At 72.8% G+C, this 19,042-nt stretch carries 20 protein-coding genes; 4 read left to right on the top strand and 16 right to left on the bottom strand.

All coding sequences use genetic code 11. The annotated features are described in order from the left end of the window. Nucleotides 1-6: 6 nt before the first annotated feature. Nucleotides 7-1,884 (bottom strand): ABC transporter ATP-binding protein, encoded by a 1,878-nt coding sequence (locus HNR68_RS18250; protein ID WP_179722748.1) that lies wholly within the window; start codon nt 1,882-1,884, stop codon nt 7-9. A gap of 278 nt (nt 1,885-2,162) precedes the next feature. Here HNR68_RS18250 and HNR68_RS18245 point away from each other — a divergent pair, with 278 nt between their 5' ends. Genes HNR68_RS18245 through HNR68_RS18235 form a run of 3 tightly spaced genes read left to right on the top strand, consistent with a single transcriptional unit; the run spans nt 2,163 to nt 4,929 of the window. Beyond that, on the top strand, nt 2,163-2,861 hold the full coding sequence (locus HNR68_RS18245) for a GPP34 family phosphoprotein (protein ID WP_343050219.1): 699 nt from the start codon (nt 2,163-2,165) through the stop codon (nt 2,859-2,861). A 30-nt stretch (nt 2,862-2,891) separates the two neighbouring features. Next, nucleotides 2,892-4,370: an APC family permease gene (locus HNR68_RS18240; protein WP_179722746.1), complete on the top strand. Its 1,479-nt coding sequence runs from the start codon at nt 2,892-2,894 to the stop codon at nt 4,368-4,370. Next, nucleotides 4,360-4,929 (top strand): GNAT family N-acetyltransferase, encoded by a 570-nt coding sequence (locus HNR68_RS18235; protein WP_179722744.1) that lies wholly within the window; start codon nt 4,360-4,362, stop codon nt 4,927-4,929. The genes HNR68_RS18240 and HNR68_RS18235 overlap by 11 nt, the downstream gene beginning before the upstream one ends. Before the next feature lie 44 nt (nt 4,930-4,973). On the opposite strand, the gene HNR68_RS18230 is transcribed toward HNR68_RS18235, so the two are convergent. The 6 genes from HNR68_RS18230 to HNR68_RS18205 form a co-directional block, all read right to left on the bottom strand. Next, nucleotides 4,974-5,186 (bottom strand): hypothetical protein, encoded by a 213-nt coding sequence (locus HNR68_RS18230; protein WP_179722742.1) that lies wholly within the window; start codon nt 5,184-5,186, stop codon nt 4,974-4,976. Between the two features lie 95 nt (nt 5,187-5,281). Then, complete coding sequence (locus tag HNR68_RS18225) at nt 5,282-6,466, bottom strand: acyl-CoA dehydrogenase family protein (RefSeq protein WP_246330483.1); 1,185 nt, start codon at nt 6,464-6,466, stop codon at nt 5,282-5,284. Nucleotides 6,467-6,526: 60 nt separating this feature from the next. Continuing rightward, nucleotides 6,527-7,168 (bottom strand): LutC/YkgG family protein, encoded by a 642-nt coding sequence (locus HNR68_RS18220; protein ID WP_179722740.1) that lies wholly within the window; start codon nt 7,166-7,168, stop codon nt 6,527-6,529. Continuing rightward, nucleotides 7,165-8,595 (bottom strand): LutB/LldF family L-lactate oxidation iron-sulfur protein, encoded by a 1,431-nt coding sequence (locus tag HNR68_RS18215; protein WP_218889393.1) that lies wholly within the window; start codon nt 8,593-8,595, stop codon nt 7,165-7,167. Before HNR68_RS18215 ends, HNR68_RS18220 begins: the two co-directional genes overlap by 4 nt. Before the next feature lie 17 nt (nt 8,596-8,612). Next, entirely contained in the window at nt 8,613-9,347 is a 735-nt protein-coding gene (locus HNR68_RS18210) for a (Fe-S)-binding protein (RefSeq protein ID WP_179725194.1), read from the bottom strand. 26 nt (nt 9,348-9,373) lie between these two features. Continuing rightward, a complete protein-coding gene (locus HNR68_RS18205) occupies nt 9,374-11,002 on the bottom strand; it encodes a lactate permease LctP family transporter (RefSeq protein ID WP_179722736.1) in 1,629 nt (542 codons plus the stop codon). 111 nt (nt 11,003-11,113) lie between these two features. Between HNR68_RS18205 and HNR68_RS18200 the strand changes: the two genes are divergently transcribed. Next, nucleotides 11,114-11,851, top strand: coding sequence for a FadR/GntR family transcriptional regulator (locus HNR68_RS18200; protein WP_179722734.1), 738 nt, complete (start codon nt 11,114-11,116; stop codon nt 11,849-11,851). A 3-nt stretch (nt 11,852-11,854) separates the two neighbouring features. On the opposite strand, the gene HNR68_RS18195 is transcribed toward HNR68_RS18200, so the two are convergent. From HNR68_RS18195 to HNR68_RS18155, 9 genes are all read right to left on the bottom strand, one after another. Beyond that, nucleotides 11,855-12,655 carry an IclR family transcriptional regulator gene (locus HNR68_RS18195; RefSeq protein ID WP_179722732.1) on the bottom strand — a complete coding sequence of 267 codons (801 nt, stop codon included), beginning with the start codon at nt 12,653-12,655 and terminating at the stop codon, nt 11,855-11,857. 15 nt (nt 12,656-12,670) lie between these two features. Beyond that, complete coding sequence (gene pcaC, locus HNR68_RS18190) at nt 12,671-13,060, bottom strand: 4-carboxymuconolactone decarboxylase (protein WP_179722730.1); 390 nt, start codon at nt 13,058-13,060, stop codon at nt 12,671-12,673. Beyond that, nucleotides 13,060-13,821, bottom strand: coding sequence for a 3-oxoadipate enol-lactonase (gene pcaD / locus HNR68_RS18185; RefSeq protein ID WP_179722728.1), 762 nt, complete (start codon nt 13,819-13,821; stop codon nt 13,060-13,062). Before pcaD ends, pcaC begins: the two co-directional genes overlap by 1 nt. Continuing rightward, nucleotides 13,818-15,176: a 3-carboxy-cis,cis-muconate cycloisomerase gene (gene pcaB / locus HNR68_RS18180; RefSeq protein ID WP_246330482.1), complete on the bottom strand. Its 1,359-nt coding sequence runs from the start codon at nt 15,174-15,176 to the stop codon at nt 13,818-13,820. The genes pcaD and pcaB overlap by 4 nt, the downstream gene beginning before the upstream one ends. Continuing rightward, nucleotides 15,148-15,720, bottom strand: a complete 573-nt coding sequence (pcaG, locus tag HNR68_RS18175) for a protocatechuate 3,4-dioxygenase subunit alpha (RefSeq protein WP_179722726.1) — start codon at nt 15,718-15,720, stop codon at nt 15,148-15,150. Before pcaG ends, pcaB begins: the two co-directional genes overlap by 29 nt. Further along, on the bottom strand, nt 15,720-16,472 hold the full coding sequence (gene pcaH, locus HNR68_RS18170; protein ID WP_179722724.1) for a protocatechuate 3,4-dioxygenase subunit beta: 753 nt from the start codon (nt 16,470-16,472) through the stop codon (nt 15,720-15,722). The genes pcaG and pcaH overlap by 1 nt, the downstream gene beginning before the upstream one ends. Nucleotides 16,473-16,507: 35 nt before the next feature. Beyond that, nucleotides 16,508-17,275, bottom strand: coding sequence for a CoA-transferase subunit beta (locus HNR68_RS18165; protein ID WP_179722722.1), 768 nt, complete (start codon nt 17,273-17,275; stop codon nt 16,508-16,510). Then, a complete protein-coding gene (locus tag HNR68_RS18160; protein ID WP_179722720.1) occupies nt 17,272-18,090 on the bottom strand; it encodes a CoA-transferase in 819 nt (272 codons plus the stop codon). Before HNR68_RS18160 ends, HNR68_RS18165 begins: the two co-directional genes overlap by 4 nt. A gap of 331 nt (nt 18,091-18,421) precedes the next feature. After that, nucleotides 18,422-18,907 (bottom strand): NUDIX domain-containing protein, encoded by a 486-nt coding sequence (locus HNR68_RS18155; protein ID WP_179722718.1) that lies wholly within the window; start codon nt 18,905-18,907, stop codon nt 18,422-18,424. Nucleotides 18,908-19,042 lie beyond the last annotated feature (135 nt).

Here is a 19,042-nt window from a genome sequence, read left to right as displayed (position 1 = left end):
CGTCGCTCACGCGGCGTGCTCGGTGTCGCGCTGCGGCGCGAACTGGGTCCGGTAGAGCTCGGCGTAAAGGCCGTCGCGGTCCAGCAGCTCGGTGTGCGTGCCCTCCTCGGCGATGCGCCCGTCGGAGATGACCAGGATCCGGTCCGCCTCGCGGATGGTGGCCAGCCGGTGCGCGATGACCAGCGCGGTCCGCCCGGACAGCGCGGTGCGCAGCGCTTCCTGCACCGCCGCCTCGGACTCCGAGTCCAGGTGCGCGGTCGCCTCGTCCAGCACCACGATCGGCGGCGCCTTGAGCAGCAGCTGCGCGATCGCCAGCCGCTGCTTCTCGCCGCCGGAGAGCCGGTAGCCGCGGTCGCCGACCACGGTGTCCAGCCCCTCCGGCAACGCCTCCAGGAGGTGGCCCAGCTGCGCGGTGCGCAGCGCGTCCACGAGCTCGGCGTCGGTGGCGTCGGGCCGGGCGAAGGCCAGGTTGGCGCGGATCGTGTCGTGGAACATGTGCGCTTCCTGGGTGACCACGCCGACGGTGCGGTACAGCGAGGCCAGCGTGACGTCCCGGACGTCGACGCCCCCGATGCGCACCGCGCCGGAGTCGACGTCGTAGAGCCGCCCGGCCAGGTGGGTGATGGTCGTCTTGCCCGCGCCCGAGTGCCCGACCAGCGCGACGGTCTGCCCCGGCTCGGCGCGGAAGGAGATGTCGTGCAGCACCTGGTGCGCGGGCGCGTTGTCCTGCCGGGCGACCGACTCCAGTGACGCCAGCGACACCTCGCTGGAGGCCGGGTAGCGGAACGACACGTGGTCGAACTCGATGTCGGCAGCGCCCGCGGGCAGCTCCGCGGCGTCCGGCTCCTCCCGCACCATCGGGTGCAGGTCCAGCACCTCGAAGACCCGGTCGAAGCTGACCAGCGCGGTCATCACGTCCACGTGCACGTTGGACAGCGCGGTCAGCGGGCCGTAGAGCCGGGTGAGCAGCGTGGCCAGCGCGACCAGGGTGCCGAGCTCGAACGCGCCGGTCACCACCAGGGTGCCGCCCAGCCCGTACACCACCGCGGTGGCCAGCGCGGCCAGCAGGGTGAGCGCGACGAAGAAGACCCGGCTGTACATCGCCGAGACCACGCCCATGTCGCGCACCCGCGCGGCCCGCTCGGAGAACCGCGCGGACTCCTCGTCGGCGCGGCCGTACAGCTTGGCCAGCATCGCCCCGGCCACCCCGAACCGCTCGGTCATCAGCGAGCTCATCTCGGCGTCGACCGTCATCTGCTCCCGGGTGATCCGCTGCAGCCGCCGCCCGATCCAGCGCACGGGCAGCAGGAACAGCGGCAGCAGCGCCAGCGCGATGAGGGTGATCTGCCAGGACAGCGTGAACATGGTGGCCAGCACCAGCACCAGGCTCAGCGCGTTGGACACCACCGAGGACAGCGTGCTGGTCAGCGCCCGCTGGGCGCCGATGACGTCGTTGTTGAGCCGGCTGACCAGGGCCCCGGTCTGGGCGCGCACGAAGAACGCGATCGGCATCCGCTGCACGTGGTCGAAGACCTCCGCGCGCAGGTCGTAGATCAGCCCCTCGCCGAGGCGGGCGGAGTACCAGCGCTGCAGCAGCGACAGCGCGGCGTCCAGCACCGCGACCCCGGCGACGGCGACCGACAGCCAGACCACCACGGAGACGTCCCGCGGCACGATCCCGTCGTCGATGATGGCCTTGAACAGCAGCGGGTTGACGATGCCGAGGACTGCGGCGAGCACCACCAGGAGCAGGAACGGCACGATGTCGCGCAGGTACGGCCGGGCGTAGCGCGCGATGCGCCGGGCCAGCCCGGGGGAGAGCCGTTGCCGGGTCACCGATCCGTCACGGGTGAAGGAGCGCATCGTCTCCCAGGTCACCGTCATGTCCACGCTCCTCCGGATGTGCGCCGAACGGACGTCGTCATCCTCGGACCTCGTCCTCGCTCGAAGTCAACACCCCCGGCCGCGCCCCGCTTCCCGAGCGGAGATCACCCGGCCGTCGCAGCGGCGCGCGGCAGCAGAACTTGAAGAAACCTTCGCGTACGTTACTCTGTGCGCTGTCTCGGGCACTTTCCGAACTCGGCGGGTGATCGGTTCGGGTACGGCAACGGCTCGGATGGGAGCGACTGGGTGTTGATCGGCACGTCGGCCGGGGGTGGCCGGTGACGGTTTCCGAGCTGGGTGCCTCGCGCATCCCGCTGCGGGTGGCGGATCGGTTCTTCCTGGCAGCGCACACCGGGGGACAGCGGCTCTCACCCCGGGTGGACAGCGAGCTGGTGTCGCTGGGGTGCGCCGCGGGCCTGCTGGCGGAGCTGATCCTCGAGGAGGAGATCGCGGTCACACCCAGCGTCCGGCCCAGTGGACGGGGACGCTGCCCGGACTTCCTGTCCTGGGCGATCCTGCGGGAGATCCGCGAGGAGCCCGGCCACGACCTGCGCACCTGGCTGGACTACCTGGGCCAGGCCGCCACCGAGAAGGTCCGCGCCCGGCTGGTCATCATCGACGTGCTGCGCGAAGTGCCGGTCTCGGCCGGCTGGCGCGGCGGGGCGGCCGCCGCGTGGCGGTTGGCCGACACCAGCGTGACCAGCCCGGAAACCACGTTGGAGCTGCTGTTCACCAGTGCCGAGACCGCCACCGGCAACGGCATGATCACGGTGCCGGAGCGGCTCGCCGAGATCACCTGCGCGCTGCTGGCGCGGGAGACCGGGGTGGTCCGCCAGGTGCGGCTGGCCAAGAACGTCGCGCGGCAGGGGGAGTTCCGGATGAAGTCCTGGCAGAAGCGCATCCCGGGCCCGCTGCGCAACCTCATCGCCGAGGTCGCCGCCGCGCGCGGTCAGTCGGCCATCACCCCGAGACGCTGACCACCGCACGACCTGCGAAGGAGCGAGCAGTTGCCACCGTCCAAAGTGTCCGCCGCTCTCGCCCGCGCTCGGCTGGGCGTCACGTCGATCGTCTTCTTCACGGTCGCCGCCGCGGCACCGGAAACGGTCGTCGGTGGCGGAGCGGTCAGCGGTTTCGCGGTCTCCGGGGTGACCGGCATCCCGCTCGGCTACCTGGCGATCGCGGTGGTCCTCGGGCTGTTCGCGATCGGCTACGTCACGATGTCGCGGCACGTGGAGAACGCCGGTGCCTTCTACGCCTACATCGCCAAGGGGCTGGGGCGGGCGACCGGCACCGGGGCCGGCGCGGTCGCGCTGGTCTCCTACGTGCTGATCCTGGTCAGCCTCGCCGGTGGTCTCGGCGTCGGGGCCGCCGACTTCGTGCGGCAGGTCAGCGGCGCGACCGTGCCGTGGTGGGTGTTCTCCGGCCTCGGCCTGGCCGTGGTCGCGGTCCTCGGCGTGCTGCGCATCGACGTCAACGGCCGGGTGCTCGGCGTGCTCCTGCTGGCCGAGGTGGCGGTCATCCTCACCTTCGACGCGTCGTTCGTCTCCCAGCCGTCCCCGGTCGGCGTGGTGTTCGACACGCTCAACCCGGCGCAGCTGATGACCGGGGCGGCCGGGGTGTTCCTGGTGATCTCCTTCACCGGGTTCATCGGCTTCGAAAACTCCACGGTCCTGGCCGAGGAGGCGAAGAACCCGCGCACCGTCATCTACGCGACCTACGTCTCGCTGGTGGTCATCGGCGGCCTCTACTCGCTGTCGACCTGGGCGATGACCGTGGCCACCGGCCCGGACCACATCGTGGAGCAGGCCCAGACCCACTCCACCGAGCTGCTCTTCGTGCTCGCCGGGCAGCGGTTGCCGGGCGTGCTGGTGACCATCGGGTCGGCGCTGTACGTCACGAGCCTGTTCGCCGCGATGCTGTCGTTCCACCACGTCTGCTCCCGCTACCTGTTCGCGCTGGGGCGTGAGGGCGTCGGCCTGGGCTGGTGGGGCACCACGAGCCCGCGCACCGCCGCGCCCGCGGCGGGGTCGCTGACCACCACCGTCGTGTCGTTCCTCGTGGTGGCGCTGGTGGCGGTGACCGGGATCGACCCGATCACCTACCTGTTCTTCTGGGGCGCCTCGGCCGGGGCGCTCGGGGTGCTGTCGCTGGTGCTGCTGACCTCGGTGGCGGTCGTCGGCTACTTCCTGCACCACCGCGACCACGGGCACAGCCGCTGGCGGACCGTGGTCGCGCCCGCGGTCGCGGCGGCGGTGCTGGCCGTGGTCCTGCTGCTGACCGTGAGCTCGTTCGGCACGGTGCTCGGCGTGGCGGAGGGCGATCCGGCGGCCTGGGCGATCCCGCTGGGCTTCCTCGCGGTGTTCGTGCTCGGCCTGGTCTGGGGAGCGGCCCTCAAGCGCGTCCGGCCCTGGGCGTACGCGCGCATCGGCCTGGGAGCGCGGGCCACGGAGCTGCAACCGGGGAAGGAGACGGTCGGTGTCCGGTGACGACGTGCGCGTCCGCACCCTGCTGCGGGCCTTCGGCGACGACGAGTTCGCCCGCTGGCTGCTGCCCGACCGGGAGCACCGCCACCGGGTGTACCGCGAGTGGTTCGGCATGGTGGTGCCGCGCGCGGAGCGGCTCGGCGAGGTGATCGTCGGCGCCGACGGGCTCGCGGTGCAGGTCTGGCTGTCCGGTCGCGACGGGCCGCCGAGCCTGCTCGACGAGGCGGGCGAGCGGCGGCTGGCCGAGCTCGCCGGACCGCGGGTGGAGCGCTTCCGGGAGTTCGGCGAGCTCTGCGCCGAGCACCACCCCGCGGAACCGCACCAGTACCTCGCGATGATCGCGGTCGACCCGTCGGTGCAGTCCACCGGGGTCGGTGGCCGCGAGCTGGGCGCGGCGCTGCGGAAGTGGGACGCCGAGGGCCTGCCGTCCTACTTGGAGGCCAGCACCGCCCGCAGCCGGAACCTGTACCTGCGCCTGGGGTTCCGCGACATCGGCAGCCCGATGGTGCTGCCGCACGACGGTCCCACCATGTACCCGATGTGGCGCGACCCCGCCGCCTGATCCCCGCCGACGACGGTCGGGGACCAGGCGACGGGGCCGGGGCGTCACGTCTCGGCCCCGACGTAGTGGAACTCCCACGTGCCGTCCGGGCCGCGCCGGCCGCGTTCGTAGGCCAGCTGGGGCGGCACGGCGTGGGCGTTGCGGGCGCGCGCGGGGAGCGTGATCCGCGGGACCGGTTTTCCCGAACCGTCCGCGGGCACGGTGATCTCGGCCCCGTCCCGCGGTCCGCCCCGCAACCGAACCCTGATGTCTGGCAACGAGAACTCCCTCCCGATGGTGATCGACACCACTTCGACCGGTGCGGGCGGGCCGCGGTTCCGCAGGTCACTTGATCGGGTGGCGCGCGGGGAGGTCAGACCATCTCGGTGATGCCCGGGTCGACGCCGAGCAGCGCGCGGCCGAACACCTCGGCGTTGGACGGCGGGTGGGCGAGGGCGTGCCGGGACGCCGTCTGGATGTCGCGCACCACGGCGTGCAGCGGGTCCCGCTCCGACAGGGCCGCGGCACCGTAGGCGTTGACCAGCAGGTCGACGGCCTCCCGGCACTGCTGCACGGCGTGGCTGGAGCGCTGCCGGAGCCGGGCGCGCTCCAGCAGGCCCGGGTGCGTCCCGGCGTGCGCGTGCCCGTCGACGGCGTCGGCCGACCCGTGCGCGACCAGCCGCGCCACGTCCACCTTGGTGGCCGCCTCGGCCACCGCCACCTGGAAGCCGGTCGAGTCGAGCTGGTGCTGGTAGCTGGTGAACGCGATGCCCCGGCGGCCGGCCTGCCCGACGACGTGCTCCAGCGCGCGCTCGGCCATCCCCAGCATCGGCGCGATGAGGAAGGTGGCCAGCGTGGGCACCAGCGCGGCCCGGAACCGCGGGGAGTCGTTCTCGGTGGTGGGGAACTCCCCGCGCGTCGCCGGACCGCGCAGCACCACCCGGTGGTCCGGGACGAACACGTCCTCGCCGACGAGCATGTTGCTGCCGGTCGCGCGCATGCCGAGGGTGAACCAGGTGTCCTCGACGGTCAGGTCGCGCATCGGCACCAGGACGAACGCGGCGCCCTCCGCCGGCAGCGACACGCCCACCATCGCCCACTCCGCGTGCAGGCAGCCGGAGGCCGGTGCCCACCGCCCGCTGACCAGCCAGCCGCCCTCGACCCGCCGGGCGGTGCCCTTCGGCGCGAGGACCTGGCAGACCTTGGTGTCCGGGTCGGGGCCGAAGACCTCTTGCTGCGCCTTGTCCGGGAACAGCCCGGTCAGCCAGTCGCCGCAGCCGAGGATCATGACCAGCCAGCCGGCCGAGGCGTCGCCCTTGGTGACCTCGACGGTGGCGTCCACCATCGTGCGCAAGCTGAGCTCCGCGCCGCCGAAGCGGCGCGGCACCCACGCGTGGAACAACCCCGCCCCCTCCAGCGCCGCGACCGCGGCGTCGGGCAGCCGACGCTCCCGCTCGCCCTCGTCGCGGTGTGACGCCAGCTCGTCGCGCAGCGCCGCCGCGCGCGCGACGACGTCCGGCCCCGGCGCGTGGGCCTCGACCATCGGCACCTCCACCATCGCCCCTCCTGGTGATCAGTGTGCCTGCTCGCCGGGCGGGAGGTGTGCTGATCGAGCTTCTCAGTCGGGGACGACCAGGACGTGCAGGGTGCGCGGCCCGTGCACGCCCTCGACGCGCTTGAGCTCGATGTCGCTGGTCGCGGACGGGCCGCTGATGAAGGTCATCGGCCGCGCGGGGTCGAGCCGCCGCAGCGCGTCCGGGACGTCGTCGGCGACCTGCGACTCGGTGACCACGCAGACGTGCACGTCCGGGACCAGGGTCACCGCCCGGTGCCCCTGCCCGGGCCCGTGGTCGAGCACGATCGTGCCGGTGGACGCGATGCCCACCACGGCCGTGGTGACCACCGCGTCGACCTGCTCCAGCTCGGCCGTGCCGATGCCGTCCTCGTCGGACACGAGCTCGAACTCCGCGCGCAGCAGCTCGCACCACTGCTGTGGTACCCCAGCCGGGGCGAGCACCCGGCGCGCGCCAGTGCGGCGCGCGGCGGCCACGACCGCCGCGCCCACCCCGTCGGCCGGGACCCGGTCCACAGTGGCCCGGTAGTCGGCGACCCGCTCGCAGAACAGCTCCACGACGTCGGGAGCCGGCCGGTGCCGCCGGTAGTGCCTCGGCACGTCCTCCCAGGACGTGCGCTCGGCGCCCCTGAGGGCCGAGCGCACCCGGCCCAGGACCACCTCGCGCGCCGAACTGCCCGCGCTCATCGCGCCCCTCCTCCTCGGTTGCGCTCCCACCAGGTCCGGAAACTCTCCTCGGCCGGGGCCGGCGCGTCGCGCGCGTCGGTCCACCGGGACAGCGGCGGAGGCAGCCGGCCGATGGTGCCCTTCCGCCCGATCACCTTCCGGCTCCACGACGCCACCCGCTGCGCGGCGGCCAGCCGCTTGGCGTCCCCGAACACCCAGGACGCCAGGGACATCAGCACGTCCACCGGCGTGGACCGCCAGCCGCGGTCCTGCTCGACCACGCGGGTGCGCAGGTGCACCAGCAGGTCCGGGATGTTGATCGCGACCGGGCACACGTCGTAGCAGGCCCCGCACAGCGAGGAGGCGTAGGGCAGCGCCTTGTCCACTTCGGACGTGGTCCCGCGCAGCTGGGGCGTCAGCACCGCCCCGATCGGTCCGGGGTAGACCGAGCCGTAGGCGTGCCCGCCGGTCCGCTCGTACACCGGGCACACGTTGAGGCAGGCCGAGCAGCGGATGCAGCGCAGCGCCTGGCGGCCGACCTCGTCGGCGAGGGCGTTGGTGCGCCCGTTGTCCAGCAGCACCACGTGGAACGACTGCGGCCCGTCGCCGGGCGTCACGCCGGTCCAGGTCGAGGTGTAGGGGTTCATCCGCTCACCGGTGCTGGACCGCGGCAGCAGCTGCAGGAAGACCTCCAGGTCCTCCCATCGCGGCACCAGCTTCTCGATGCCGACCACGCTGATCAGCGTCTCCGGCAGCGTCAGGCACATCCGGCCGTTGCCCTCGGACTCCACCACGACCAGGGTGCCGGTCTCAGCGACCGCGAAGTTCGCGCCGGAGACGGCGACCTTGGCGCGCAGGAACTTCTCCCGCAGGTGGCGGCGGGCCGCCTCGGCCAGCCGGGCGGGATCGTCGGTGAGGTCGTCCGGGGCGGGGGTGCCGACCTCGCCCATCTCCCGCCGGAAGATGTCCCTGATCTCCGCGCGGTTGCGGTGGATCGCGGGCACCAGGATGTGGCTGGGCGCGTCGTGTCCGAGCTGGACGATCAGCTCCGCCAGGTCGGTCTCCCAGGCGTCGATGCCTGCCGCCCGGAGCGCGTCGTTGAGCTCGATCTCCTGGGTGGCCATCGACTTGACCTTGACCACCTCGCGTTCTCCGGTGGCGCGCACCAGGTCCACCACGATGCGGTTGGCCTCCTCGGCGTCGCGCGCCCAGTGCACCGTGCCGCCGGCGGCGGTGACCGCCGCCTCGAACTGCTCCAGGTAGGTGTCCAGGTTGGACAGGGTGTGGGTCTTGATCGCGGCACCGGCCTCGCGCAGCTGGGCCCAGTCGTCCAGCTCGCCGACCACGTCCGCCCGCTTGCGGCGGATCGTGGAGGTCGCGTCGGCGAGGTTGTGCCGCAGCTGCGCGTTGGCCAGCTGCTGCTTGGCGGCCTGCGGGAACGCGGGCATGCCCAGGTAGGTGTTGCTCACCGGTCGGCTCCTTCCGTGGCGGCCAGGATCTCGGCGAGGTGCATCACCCGGACCCCGGAGCGCTGCCGGGAGAGCAACCCGCCGATGTGCATCAGGCACGAGCTGTCCCCGGCGCAGAGCACCTCGGCACCGGTCTCCCGGACGTGCCGCGCCTTGTCGGCGCCCATCGCCACCGACACGTCCGGGTTCTTCAGCGCGAACGTGCCGCCGAACCCGCAGCACTGCTCGGCGGCGGGCAGCTCGACCAGCTCCAGCGAGCGCACCGCCCGCAGCAGCCGCAGCGGGCGGTCGCCGACCCGGAGCAGCCGGGCGGAGTGGCAGGTCGGGTGGTAGGTGACCCGGTGCGGGAAGTAGGCCCCGACGTCGGTCACCCCGAGCACGTCCACCAGGAACTCCGACAGCTCGTGCACGTGCGGGGCGATGCGCTCGACCGCGCGGCTGAGCGTGCGGTCGCCGTCGGCCACCATGGCGTGCTGGTGGCGCACCGAGGCCACGCAGGACCCGGACGGGGCGACGACGGCGTCGTAGTCGGCGAAGGCGTCCACGAAGGTCCGCACCGACGACTTCGCCTGCTTGCGGTACCCCGTGTTGGTGTGCATCTGCCCGCAACAGGTCTGCGCGGCGGGGAACTCCACCTCGCAGCCGAGCCGCTCCAGGACCTGCACGGTCGCCTTCGGCGCCGCTGGGAACATGGTGTCCCCGAGACAGGTCGCGAACAGCGCCACCCTCATCGCCACATCACCCCGTTCGTACCGGTTCACCGTGGGAGCATCCACGACAGGACGTTGGACTGCAGGAAGACCAGTGCGCACAGGACGAGCAGCAGTCCGACGCTCCACTTCAGCACACTGCGCAGGATCGTGGCCTCGCCGCCGGCCAGGCCGACCGCGGTGGCCACGATGGCCAGGTTCTGCGGGCTGATCATCTTGCCCATGACCCCGCCCGAGGTGTTGGCCGCGACCAGCAGCGACGGGTCGACGCCGACCTTCTCGGCGGCAACCTGCTGCAGGCTCGAGAACAGGGCGTTGGCGCTGGTGTCCGAGCCGGTGATCGCGACGCCGAGCCACCCCAGCACGGGGGAGAGGAACGCGAACGCGGGACCGATGCCGGCGATGGCGGTGCCGATCGTGGTGGTCTGCCCGGACTGGTTCATGACGTACGCCAGGGCCAGCACGCTGATGATCGTCAGGCCGGACCAGCGCATCGTCACCACGGTGCGGCCGAACTCGGCCAGCGCCTCCGCGGGCTTGATCCGGTAGACCAGCGCGACCCCGACACCGCACAGCAGCAGCAGGCTGCCGGGGGTGGACAGCCAGCTCAGCGTGAACACCGTGCTGTCGGACGGCTCGCCGGACGCGGTGAGCAGGTGCCCGTCCAGGCCGGGCCAGGGGATCTCGACGTCGGTGGCGGCCAGCGCGTCCTCGGCCGCGCCCCACAGCTTGACGACCGAGAACACCGCGATGACCAGCAGGTAGGGGAACAGCGAGAGGAGGATGCGGCCGGCGCTCAACCGGGCCTCACGGGTGTCGTCGGTGGTGGCGCCGGTGAGCTCGGCACGCGCCTCGGCGCTGCCCGCGGGCTGCCAGAACCGCAGCAGCACGAGCAGCGCCACCGCGCCCACCAGCGCCGAGATGATGTCGGTCAGCGGTACCGAGACGTAGTTGGCGCAGGCGAACTGCGCGAGCGCGAAGGCCAGCCCGGTGACCAGCGCCGCGGGCCAGGTCTGCCGCACGCCGCGCCAGCCGTCGACCACCAGCACCAGCAGAACCGGGACCAGCAGCGCCAGGAGCGGGGTCTGCCGCCCGACGACGGCGCCGATGTGCTCGTAGGGGATGCCGGTGAGCTCGCCGGCGGCGATGATCGGCGTGCTCAGCGCGCCGAAGGCGACCGGGGCGGTTTTGGCCAGCAGCACCGTCACGGCGGCGCGCAGCGGCGGGAAGCCGATGGCCACGAGCATCATGCCGGTGATCGCGACCGGGGCGCCGAAGCCGGCGAGGGCCTCGAGCAGGCCGCCGAAGCAGAAGGCGATGACCATGGCCTGGATCCGCGGGTCCGGGGAGAGCAGCGCGAAGGCGGCCCGCAGGTCCTCGAAGCGACCGCTGCGCACGGTCAGCTGGTAGAGCCAGATCGCGGTGAGGACGATCCACACGATCGGCAGCAGGCCGAACGCGGCGCCCTGCCCCGCGGAGAGCAGCGCGTACCCGGTGGGCATCCCGTAGCCGAGCACGGCGATGAGCAGGGCGGCGGCGAGACCGGAGAGCCCGGCCCAGTGCGCCTTGACGCGCAGGACGCCGAGCAGCACGAACACGACGAGCAGCGGGATCGCGGCCACCAGCGCCGAGAGGCCGAGGCTGTCCGCGATGGGCGCGGTGAGCGGCTGGTACACGAGGCGACACCTCTCTGTGTCGTTGACCTTTGTTTGGTCAGACCAAAAGCTGGCGGTACCATAGAGATCGCTCGTGGGGTTTGTAAAGGGGGCTTGGTGACCGGTTCCGGGATGGACGAACGCGCAGGTTGGCGCCCGGTCACCCGAGCGCGCACCTACGAGCTGGTCATCGATCGGGTCGAGGAGCAGATCGTCAGCGGTCAGCTCGGTGTGGGGGACCGGCTGCCGCCGGAGCGGGACCTGGCGCAGATGCTCGGGGTGAGCCGCGCGGCGGTGCGCGAGGCCTTCCGCGCGCTGGAGGCCCAGGGCGTGCTGCGGATGGCGGTGGGCACCGGCCCGGACTCCGGCACGACGGTCGCCGCGCTGCCCAGCCAGGCCCTGAACCGGCTGCTCCGGCTGCACGTGGCGCTGGCGAACTTCCCGATCGCCGACGTGGTGCGGGCGCGGATCATGCTGGAGCGGGAGAGCGCGCGCAACGCCGCGCAGCGCGCCACCGAGGCGGAGCTCGACGAGATGCGGGCGCTGCTGGACGAGATGGACGCGCCGGACTGCGACCGGGAGCGGTTCAACGACCTCGACACCCGGTTCCACGTCGCCATCGCCGAGGCCGGCGGCAACCGGCTGGTGGCGGACATGACGATCGCCATCCGGGAGTCGCTGCGCCGGCCGCTGCTGGCCGCCTTCGACGAGCTCGGCGACGAGTGGTACCCGATCGCCGAGGGCCTGCGCCACGACCACCGGCAGATCCACAAGGCCCTCCTCGCCGGTGACGCAGCGGACGCCGAGGCCCAGGTCGAGCGGCACATCCGCAGCTTCTACCGCAGCGCATGGCGCCAGGACGTCGACTGAGGCTCAGCGCGAGACCGCGCGGGAGGCCGGGGCCACCGCCAGGTCGGCGGCGATGCGCTGCGCCGTCTCCAGCAGCGGGGGCAGCAGGTCGCGGCGGGCGTCCTCCGGGCTGGTGCGGGAGGCGTGCGAGGAGATGTTCACCGCCGCCACCACCTTGCCGGACCGGTCGCGGATCGGTGCCGCGATCGACCGCAGCCCCGCTTCCAGCTCCTGGTCCACCAGCGCCCAGCCCTGCTCGCGGATGCGCGCCAGCTCCTCCCGCAGTTCCACCGGGGTGGTGATGGTGTGCGGTCCGAGCGGCTCCAGGTCCACGTCGGACAGGTAGGCGTCCAGCTCGGACGTCGGCAGGTCGGCCAGCAGGACCCGGCCCATCGAGGTGGCGTAGGCGGGGAAGCGGGTGCCGATGTTGATCGACACGGTCATGATCCGCGAGGTGGGCACGCGGGCCACGTAGACGATGTCCGGGCCGTCCAGCACCGACACCGACGCCGACTCGTGCACCTCGGCGACCAGCCGCTCCAGGTAGGGCTGGGCGATCTCCGGCAGCGAGATGCTGGACAGGTAGGCGAACCCCAGCTCCAGCACCCGCGGTGTCAGCGCGAACACCCGGCCGTCGGTCCACACGTAGCCGAGGTGCACCAGGGTGTGCAGGAAGCGCCGGGCCGCCGCGCGCGACAGGTCGGTCGCGCGGGCGACCTCGGACAGCGTCATCTCGGGGTTCGACTCGTCGAAGGCGCGGATCACCATGAGCCCGCGGGCCAGCGACTGCACGTAGCCGCCGCTCGGGTCGGACACCGGCTCCATGGCGATCTCTCCTGCTCAGTCGGACTGCTCGTCACCCAGGATCGTATTGGCGATCGCGAAGGCGCGGTTGGCGCGGGGTACCCCGGCGTAGACGGCCACGTGCATGAGCACCTCGCGGATGTGCTCCGGCGGGACCCCGTTGCGGCGCGCGGCCTTGACGTGCATGGCGAACTCCTCCTCGCAGCCCACCGCGGCCAGGATCGCCAGCGTCAGCATGCTGCGGGTGCGCCGGTCCACGCCGTCGCCGCTCCACAGCTCGCCCCACGCGTAGCGGGTGATGAAGTCCTGGAAGCCCTCGGTGAAGGGGGTGGTGCGGGCGATCGCGCGGTCCACGTGCTCGTCGCCGAGCACCTGCCGGCGCACGCCCATCCCCTGCTCGCGGCGGGTGTCGTCGTCCAGGGACATCACAGGCTCCTCGTGAAGTGGTCCAGCAGCAGCCGGTTGACCGCCTCGGGCTGCTCCGCGTTGGCCAGGTGCGCGGCGGGCGACAGCACCTCCAGGCGGGCGCCCGGGACGCCGGCGACGATCTGCTCGGCGTGCGACGGGGGCGTGGCCGGGTCCTCGGCACCGGCGATGACCAGCGTCGGCGCGCTGATCCCGCCCAGCCCGTCCAGCAGGTCCATCTCCGCGATGGCCTCGCAGCACCCCGCGTAGCCCTCGTCGTCGGCGGCGGTGAGCATGCCGCCGAACTTCGCGACGACGTCCTCCCGCTCGGCCAGCCGCGGGGTGAACCACTTCGGCAGCGACGGCTCGACCATCGCCGCGGTGCCCTGCTGGCGCACCAGGGCGGCGCGGTCCCGCCACATCGACGCTGGGCCGAGGGCGGCCGAGGTGCAGATCAGCGCGAGCCGGTCGATGCGCTCGGGTGCGTGCTCGGCCAGCCACATGCCGGTCATGCCGCCCAGCGACACCCCGGCGAAGTGCGCCCGACGGACGCCCAGGGTGTCCAGCAGCGCGAGCACGTCGCGGCCGAGCTGCTCGAGGGTGTAGGGGCCGGGTCGGCCCGGGGTGCGCCCGTGGCCGCGCTGGTCGTAGCGCAGCACCTGGAACTGCTGCGCCAGTGCCGGGACCTGCGCGTCCCACAGCGCCAGGTCGGTGCCCAGCGAGTTGGACAGCACCACGACCGGGGCGCCGTCGGGCCCGGTCAGTTCGTAGTGGACGTTCACCGCTTCTCCAGTTCGGCGTGTGCGGTCAGTGCTCGGTCGACGAAGGCGGGCGCGGAGCCGAGGTAGTCGCCCGGTTCGGTGGCCGCGATGACCTGCTCCTCGGACAGCACCTGGCGGACCCGCGCGTCGGCCAGCAGTTCGGCGCGCAGCGTCGTGCCCTGCTGCACCGCGCGGCGGCACACCTGCGCGACCAGGTCCTGTGCCTCGGTGCGGCCGAGCGCCTCCAGCAGCGCTCCCGAGGCGCTCTCGGCCATCACCAGCCCGCGGGTCAGGTCGAGGTTGGCGGCCATCCGCTCCGGGTGCACCTGGAGCCCGGCGAGCAGCCGCCGGGTCCGCGCGGCCGCCGCGGCGACCAGGCGCAGCAGCTCGGTCAGCGGCTCCCACTCGGACTGCCAGGCGCCGGCGGCGCGTTCGTGCTCCTGGGGCATCGCCGACAGCAGCGTCGCGACCAGGCCGGGCGCGCGCCGGGCGGCGGCGGTGACCAGGACGGCCGACACCGGGTTCCGCTTGTGCGGCATGGCCGAGGAGCCCCCGGCTTCGGCGTCGGAGAGCTCGCCGACCTCGGTCTGCGCGTGCAGCTCGACGTCCAGGGCGATCTTGCCGAGGGCTCCGGCGGCTGTCCCGAGCGCCCCGGCCAGCTCGGCGACGCGGGTGCGGTCGGTGTGCCACGGCACCACCGGTTCGGGCAAGCCGAGCTCGGCGGCGAGCAGCCGGACCACCCGGACGCCGTCGGCGCCGAGCGCGGCGAGCGTGCCCGCCGCACCGCCGAACTGCACGGCCAACCGCTCGTGGCGGATCCGCTCCAGCGCGGTGGTGGCCGCGTCGAGCGAGGTCAGCCAGGTGGCGCAGCGGCTGCCGAAGGTGGTGGGCAGCGCCTGCTGCAGCAGCGAGCGGCCGATCATCACGGTGCCGCGGTGCTCCTCAGCCAGCCGCGCGCACTCATCGGCCGCCGCGCGCAGGTCGGCCAGGACCAGGTCGAGCACGTCGCGCGCGATGAGCATCGCGGCGGTGTCCACCACGTCCTGGCTGGTGGCACCGCGGTGCACGTGCGGCCGCGCGTCCTCGCCCACCAGCGCGGTGAGGTCGCGCACCAGCGCGATCACCGGCGTGGCCGAGGACACCGCGCGCTCGGCGATCGAGTCGGCGTCGAACAGCTCGGCGCGGCAGTGCCGGGCGATCTCCCGGGCGGCCGCGGGCGGGACGACGCCCGCCACCGCCTGCGCGACCGCCAGCGCCGACTCGAAGTCCAGCATCGCCTGCACCCACGCCGCGGCGGAGGTCCGCTCGGTGGCCTCCGGGGTGCTGAACATCGACCCGAACGGGCTGTCAGACCGCGAAGAAGACGGTTTCGTCATCGCCCTGGATCCTGATGTCGAAGCGGTAGCCCTCCTGCTCCGGGGTGGCGATCAGCGTGTGCCGCCGCTCGGGGTCCACTGCGGACAGCACTGGGTCGGCCGCGTTCGCCTGTTCCTCGTCCGGGAAGTAGATGCGGGTCACCACCCGGTTGAGCATGCCGCGGGCCAGCACCGTCACGTCGATGTGCGGCGCCTCGGCCTCCCCGGTCGGGGTGGGCAGCGGGCCGGGCTTGACGGTGCGGAACCAGAACTCGCCGTCGGGGCTGGTGGGGCAGCGGCCGAAGCCCTGCCAGGAGGCCGACTCCGGGCGCGGGTCGTTGGGGTGGTCGAAGCGACCCTGCTCGTCGGCCTGCCAGATCTCGACCACGCCGTCCGGGACGGGCTCGCCGGCACCGTCGAGGAGCCGGCCGCGCAGCACGAACGATCCGGGGGTGCCCTCGGCGACGACCTCCGGGCCGTCGTCCCAGAGGATCCCGCCCGGCAGGCCGAAGAACGGCCCCACGGTCTGCGACGGCGTCGTGGCCGGGGGAGTGGGAGCGCCCATCAGTCGTCGTCCTCCTCGTCGTCGTCCTCGAACACGGTGGCCTGCGGCCCGCGCAGCACGATGTCCCACTTGTAGCTCAACGCCCACTCCGGCACCGTGGTGTCGAGGTCGAAGCGGGCGATCATGCGCTCGCGCGCCTTCTCGTCGCGCACCGAGTTGAAGATCGGGTCCTGGTGGAACAGCGGGTCGCCCGGGAAGTACATCTGGGTGATCAGCCGCTGGGTGAACGCCTGCCCGAACAGCGAGAAGTGGATGTGCGCCGGGCGCCAGGCGTTGTCGTGGTTGCGCCACGGGTAGGCGCCGGGCTTGATGGTGATGAACTCGTAGTTGCCCTCGGAGTCGGTCATGCACCGGCCGGTGCCGGAGAAGTTCGGGTCCAGCGGCGCCGGGTGCCGGTCGCCCTGGTGCCGGTAGCGGCCCGCGGCGTTGGCCTGCCAGATCTCCACCAGCGTGTTGGGCACCGGCCGGCCGTCGGAGTCCAGCACCCGGCCGCTGACGATGATCCGCTCGCCCAGCGGCTCGCCGTCGTGCTGGACGGTCAGGTCGTGGTCGTGCTCGCCGCAGCGGTCCTGGCCCAGCAGCGGGCCGGTGACCTCGGTGAGGTACTGCGGCAGGTACTGCAGCGGCTTCTTGGGGTGGCGCAGCGCCGACGAGCGGTACTCCGGGGTGTCCAGCGCCGGGTGGGACTGCTCGTCGGTCTGGTAGCGGGGCAGGATCAGCCCTGAGGGTGACCGGGTTTCGTGCGTGGTCATGGCAAGCTCCTCGTGCTCCGAGCGGCCGGGGCCGCTCACTTCGCGCCTCCGACGGTGGCCTTCAGCTCCCTCAGCACCGCCAGTTCGGTCTCGGTCGGCGGCTCCAGCTCACCGGGGGAGTCGGCGACCTCGAGCGGCCACCCGACGGCGTCCCGGGCTTGCTCGACCGTCGCGCCCGGGGCGAGCTGGGTGAGGGTGAGTTCGCAGGTGTCGGGGTCGGGTTCCAGCACGCCCAGGTCGGTGATCACCTTGACCGGGCCCCGCCCGCGCAGGCCGAGCGCCTCCCGGTCGCCCTTGCCGGTGCCGTAGCCGAGGGAGGTGACGAAGTCGAGCCGGTCGACGAAGCTGCGCGGGCTCATCCGCATCACGATGAGCACCTCCCGGCAGGACGCGGCGATCTCCGGAGCGCCGCCGGCGCCGGGCAGCCGGACCTTCGGGTTGGCGTAGTCGCCGCCGATCACGGTGGTGTTGATGTTGCCGAACCGGTCGACCTGCGCACCACCGAGGAAGCCGATGTCGATGCGGCCGGGCTGCAACCAGTAGTTGAAGATCTCCGGCACGCTGACCACCGAGTCGGCGGTGTCGGCCAGCACGCCGTCGCCGATGGACAGCGGCAGCCGGTCGGGCTTGGCGCCCAGCGTGCCGGACTCGTAGACCAGCACCAGGCCGGGGGCGTGCGTGCGCCGCGCCAGGTTGGCCGCGGTGCTGGGCAGGCCGATGCCGACGAAGCAGACCGCCTCGTCGCGCAGCGAGCGGGCCGCCCCGACGGTCATCATCTCGTCCGCGGTGTACTCGGTGGTCATCGAGCGCTCCTCTCCCGCTGCACCTCGGTCTCCAGCCACTGCGCGAACTTTCCGCGGTCCCGGCTGATCGGGTCCCACTGCTGGTAGTAGGCGTTGTCGCGGTCGTAGTAGCCCTGTGCGTAGGACGGGCGCGCGCCTCCCGGGACCTCGGCGACCGCGGTGACCACCCACTGCGGCAGCACCACCGAGCCCGGGCGCGGGGTCAGCTCGTCGACGACCTCCTCGACGGTGACCAGCGAGCGCTTCGACGCGAGCACGGTCTCCTTCTGCACGCCGGTGATGCCCCACATCTGCACGTTGCCCGCCCGGTCGGCCTGCTGGGCGTGGATGATGCCCACGTCCGGGTTGAGCGCGGGCACGGCGGTGAGCTGCTCACCGGTGAACGGGCACTCGATCGGCTTGATCGTGTCGGTCTGCGCGGGCAGGTCGGTGCCACGGTAGCCGCGCAGCACCGCGAACGGCAGCCCGGCGGCCCCGGCGGCGTAGCGGTTGGCCATCCCGGCGTGGCTGTGCTCCTCGATCTCCAGCGGGACCGGCCAGGAGTTCTGGATGGCGTCGCGGAACCGGTGCAGCGAGCCGACCCCCGGGTTGCCGCCCCAGGAGAAGACCAGCTTGCGCGCGCACCCGGCGCCGATGAGCTGGTCGTAGACGATGTCGGGGGTCATCCGGATCAGGGTGAGGTCCTTGCGCCCCTGCCGGATGATCTCGTGCCCGGCGGCGACCGGGATCAGGTGGGTGAAGCCCTCCAGGGCGATCGAGTCGCCGTCGTGGACGAGCTCCGCGATCGCCTCGTCGAGCTGCAGGATGCGTGCCACCCCGAACACTCCTCGTGTCTTGTGCGCATAGTGAACAGCTGTGCTGTCTGCGAACGATATGCGGGTGTGCCGGAGGTGGTCAAGGGAGAGCCGGAGGAGCGTGCCCAGGCCCGCGGGCGCGCTCTTGTGCCCGGGGTCTGGTGGGGGCTGCTCGGAGCGTCAGGCGAGCTCGTGTCGCGGGCACGCCGGAGCGCTGCAGCGCCCGCGTGCAGGCCGTGGTCGACGCGGTGCGCGCTCGGGGAGCCGGGTGTCGTGGGCGCGCGGGGTCGCCGCGAACGGCGCGGTGCCGTCGCGGTCCGGCATCAGTCGCTCAGTCCCGGGGGCGGGGTCGTCAGAGGTCGCCGGTGTCGGGCAGTCCGTCGGAGGGCAAGCCGAAGACCTCGACCGCGGCTTCGGCGGCGGCGGTCGCCTGCAGGTACCCGGTCTCGCCCCAGGCCAGCAGGTCGCCGACCTTGCCCGGGTGCACCAGCAGGCGGCGGTAGGTGCGGCCGCTGTCCGGGTCCGGTGCGGGCGGGTGCACCTTGCTGATGACGGCGGCCATCCGCACCTGCGCGTACGGCGAGATCCCGTCGTCGACGCACTGGTAGCCCAGGTAGTGCGGCTCGTCGATGTCGACGGTGACCTCTTCCATGGACTCCCGCCGCAGGATGTCGCGGTACTCGACCTCGCCGGGCTCGGGACGCCCACCGGGCAGGGTGTGCTTCTTGCCGTCCACCCGCAGCAGCACCCGCCCGTCGGTCACGAACAGGAACCCGTACACCTGCCGCACCGGCAGGCCCTCGGGCACGGCACAGGTGTGCCAGCTGAACTTGGGCATCGGTGCACCCCTCCCCACGGCGCTGCGGAAGATCACCTTAACCGAGCGAACCTCAGGAAGGCGGTATCGCCGCGCGCTCACCGCGGGGGGTTCCGGGCCGAGACCGCAGATCACGACCCGGAACCGGTTCAGTTC

Origin of the sequence: Saccharopolyspora hordei, from assembly GCF_013410345.1 — a bacterium.
Lineage (GTDB): Bacteria > Actinomycetota > Actinomycetes > Mycobacteriales > Pseudonocardiaceae > Saccharopolyspora > Saccharopolyspora hordei.
This window is presented reverse-complemented; position numbering and strand designations above follow the sequence as displayed.

What these genes read in the sequence shown, in the direction of transcription:
- pcaC (WP_179722730.1), bottom strand. Translation starts at nt 13,060, where the DNA reads ATGTCCCTGGACGACGACACCCGCCGCGAGCAGGGGATGGGCGTGCGC.
- HNR68_RS18195 (WP_179722732.1), bottom strand. Translation starts at nt 12,655, where the DNA reads ATGGAGCCGGTGTCCGACCCGAGCGGCGGCTACGTGCAGTCGCTGGCC.
- HNR68_RS18200 (WP_179722734.1), top strand. Translation starts at nt 11,114, where the DNA reads ATGGACGAACGCGCAGGTTGGCGCCCGGTCACCCGAGCGCGCACCTAC.
- HNR68_RS18210 (WP_179725194.1), bottom strand. Translation starts at nt 9,347, where the DNA reads ATGAGGGTGGCGCTGTTCGCGACCTGTCTCGGGGACACCATGTTCCCA.
- pcaB (WP_246330482.1), bottom strand. Translation starts at nt 15,176, where the DNA reads ATGACGAAACCGTCTTCTTCGCGGTCTGACAGCCCGTTCGGGTCGATG.
- HNR68_RS18165 (WP_179722722.1), bottom strand. Translation starts at nt 17,275, where the DNA reads ATGACCACCGAGTACACCGCGGACGAGATGATGACCGTCGGGGCGGCC.
- HNR68_RS18155 (WP_179722718.1), bottom strand. Translation starts at nt 18,907, where the DNA reads ATGCCCAAGTTCAGCTGGCACACCTGTGCCGTGCCCGAGGGCCTGCCG.
- HNR68_RS18250 (WP_179722748.1), bottom strand. Translation starts at nt 1,884, where the DNA reads ATGACGGTGACCTGGGAGACGATGCGCTCCTTCACCCGTGACGGATCG.
- HNR68_RS18215 (WP_218889393.1), bottom strand. Translation starts at nt 8,595, where the DNA reads ATGCCCGCGTTCCCGCAGGCCGCCAAGCAGCAGCTGGCCAACGCGCAG.
- HNR68_RS18220 (WP_179722740.1), bottom strand. Translation starts at nt 7,168, where the DNA reads ATGAGCGCGGGCAGTTCGGCGCGCGAGGTGGTCCTGGGCCGGGTGCGC.
- HNR68_RS18225 (WP_246330483.1), bottom strand. Translation starts at nt 6,466, where the DNA reads ATGGTGGAGGTGCCGATGGTCGAGGCCCACGCGCCGGGGCCGGACGTC.
- pcaG (WP_179722726.1), bottom strand. Translation starts at nt 15,720, where the DNA reads ATGGGCGCTCCCACTCCCCCGGCCACGACGCCGTCGCAGACCGTGGGG.
- pcaH (WP_179722724.1), bottom strand. Translation starts at nt 16,472, where the DNA reads ATGACCACGCACGAAACCCGGTCACCCTCAGGGCTGATCCTGCCCCGC.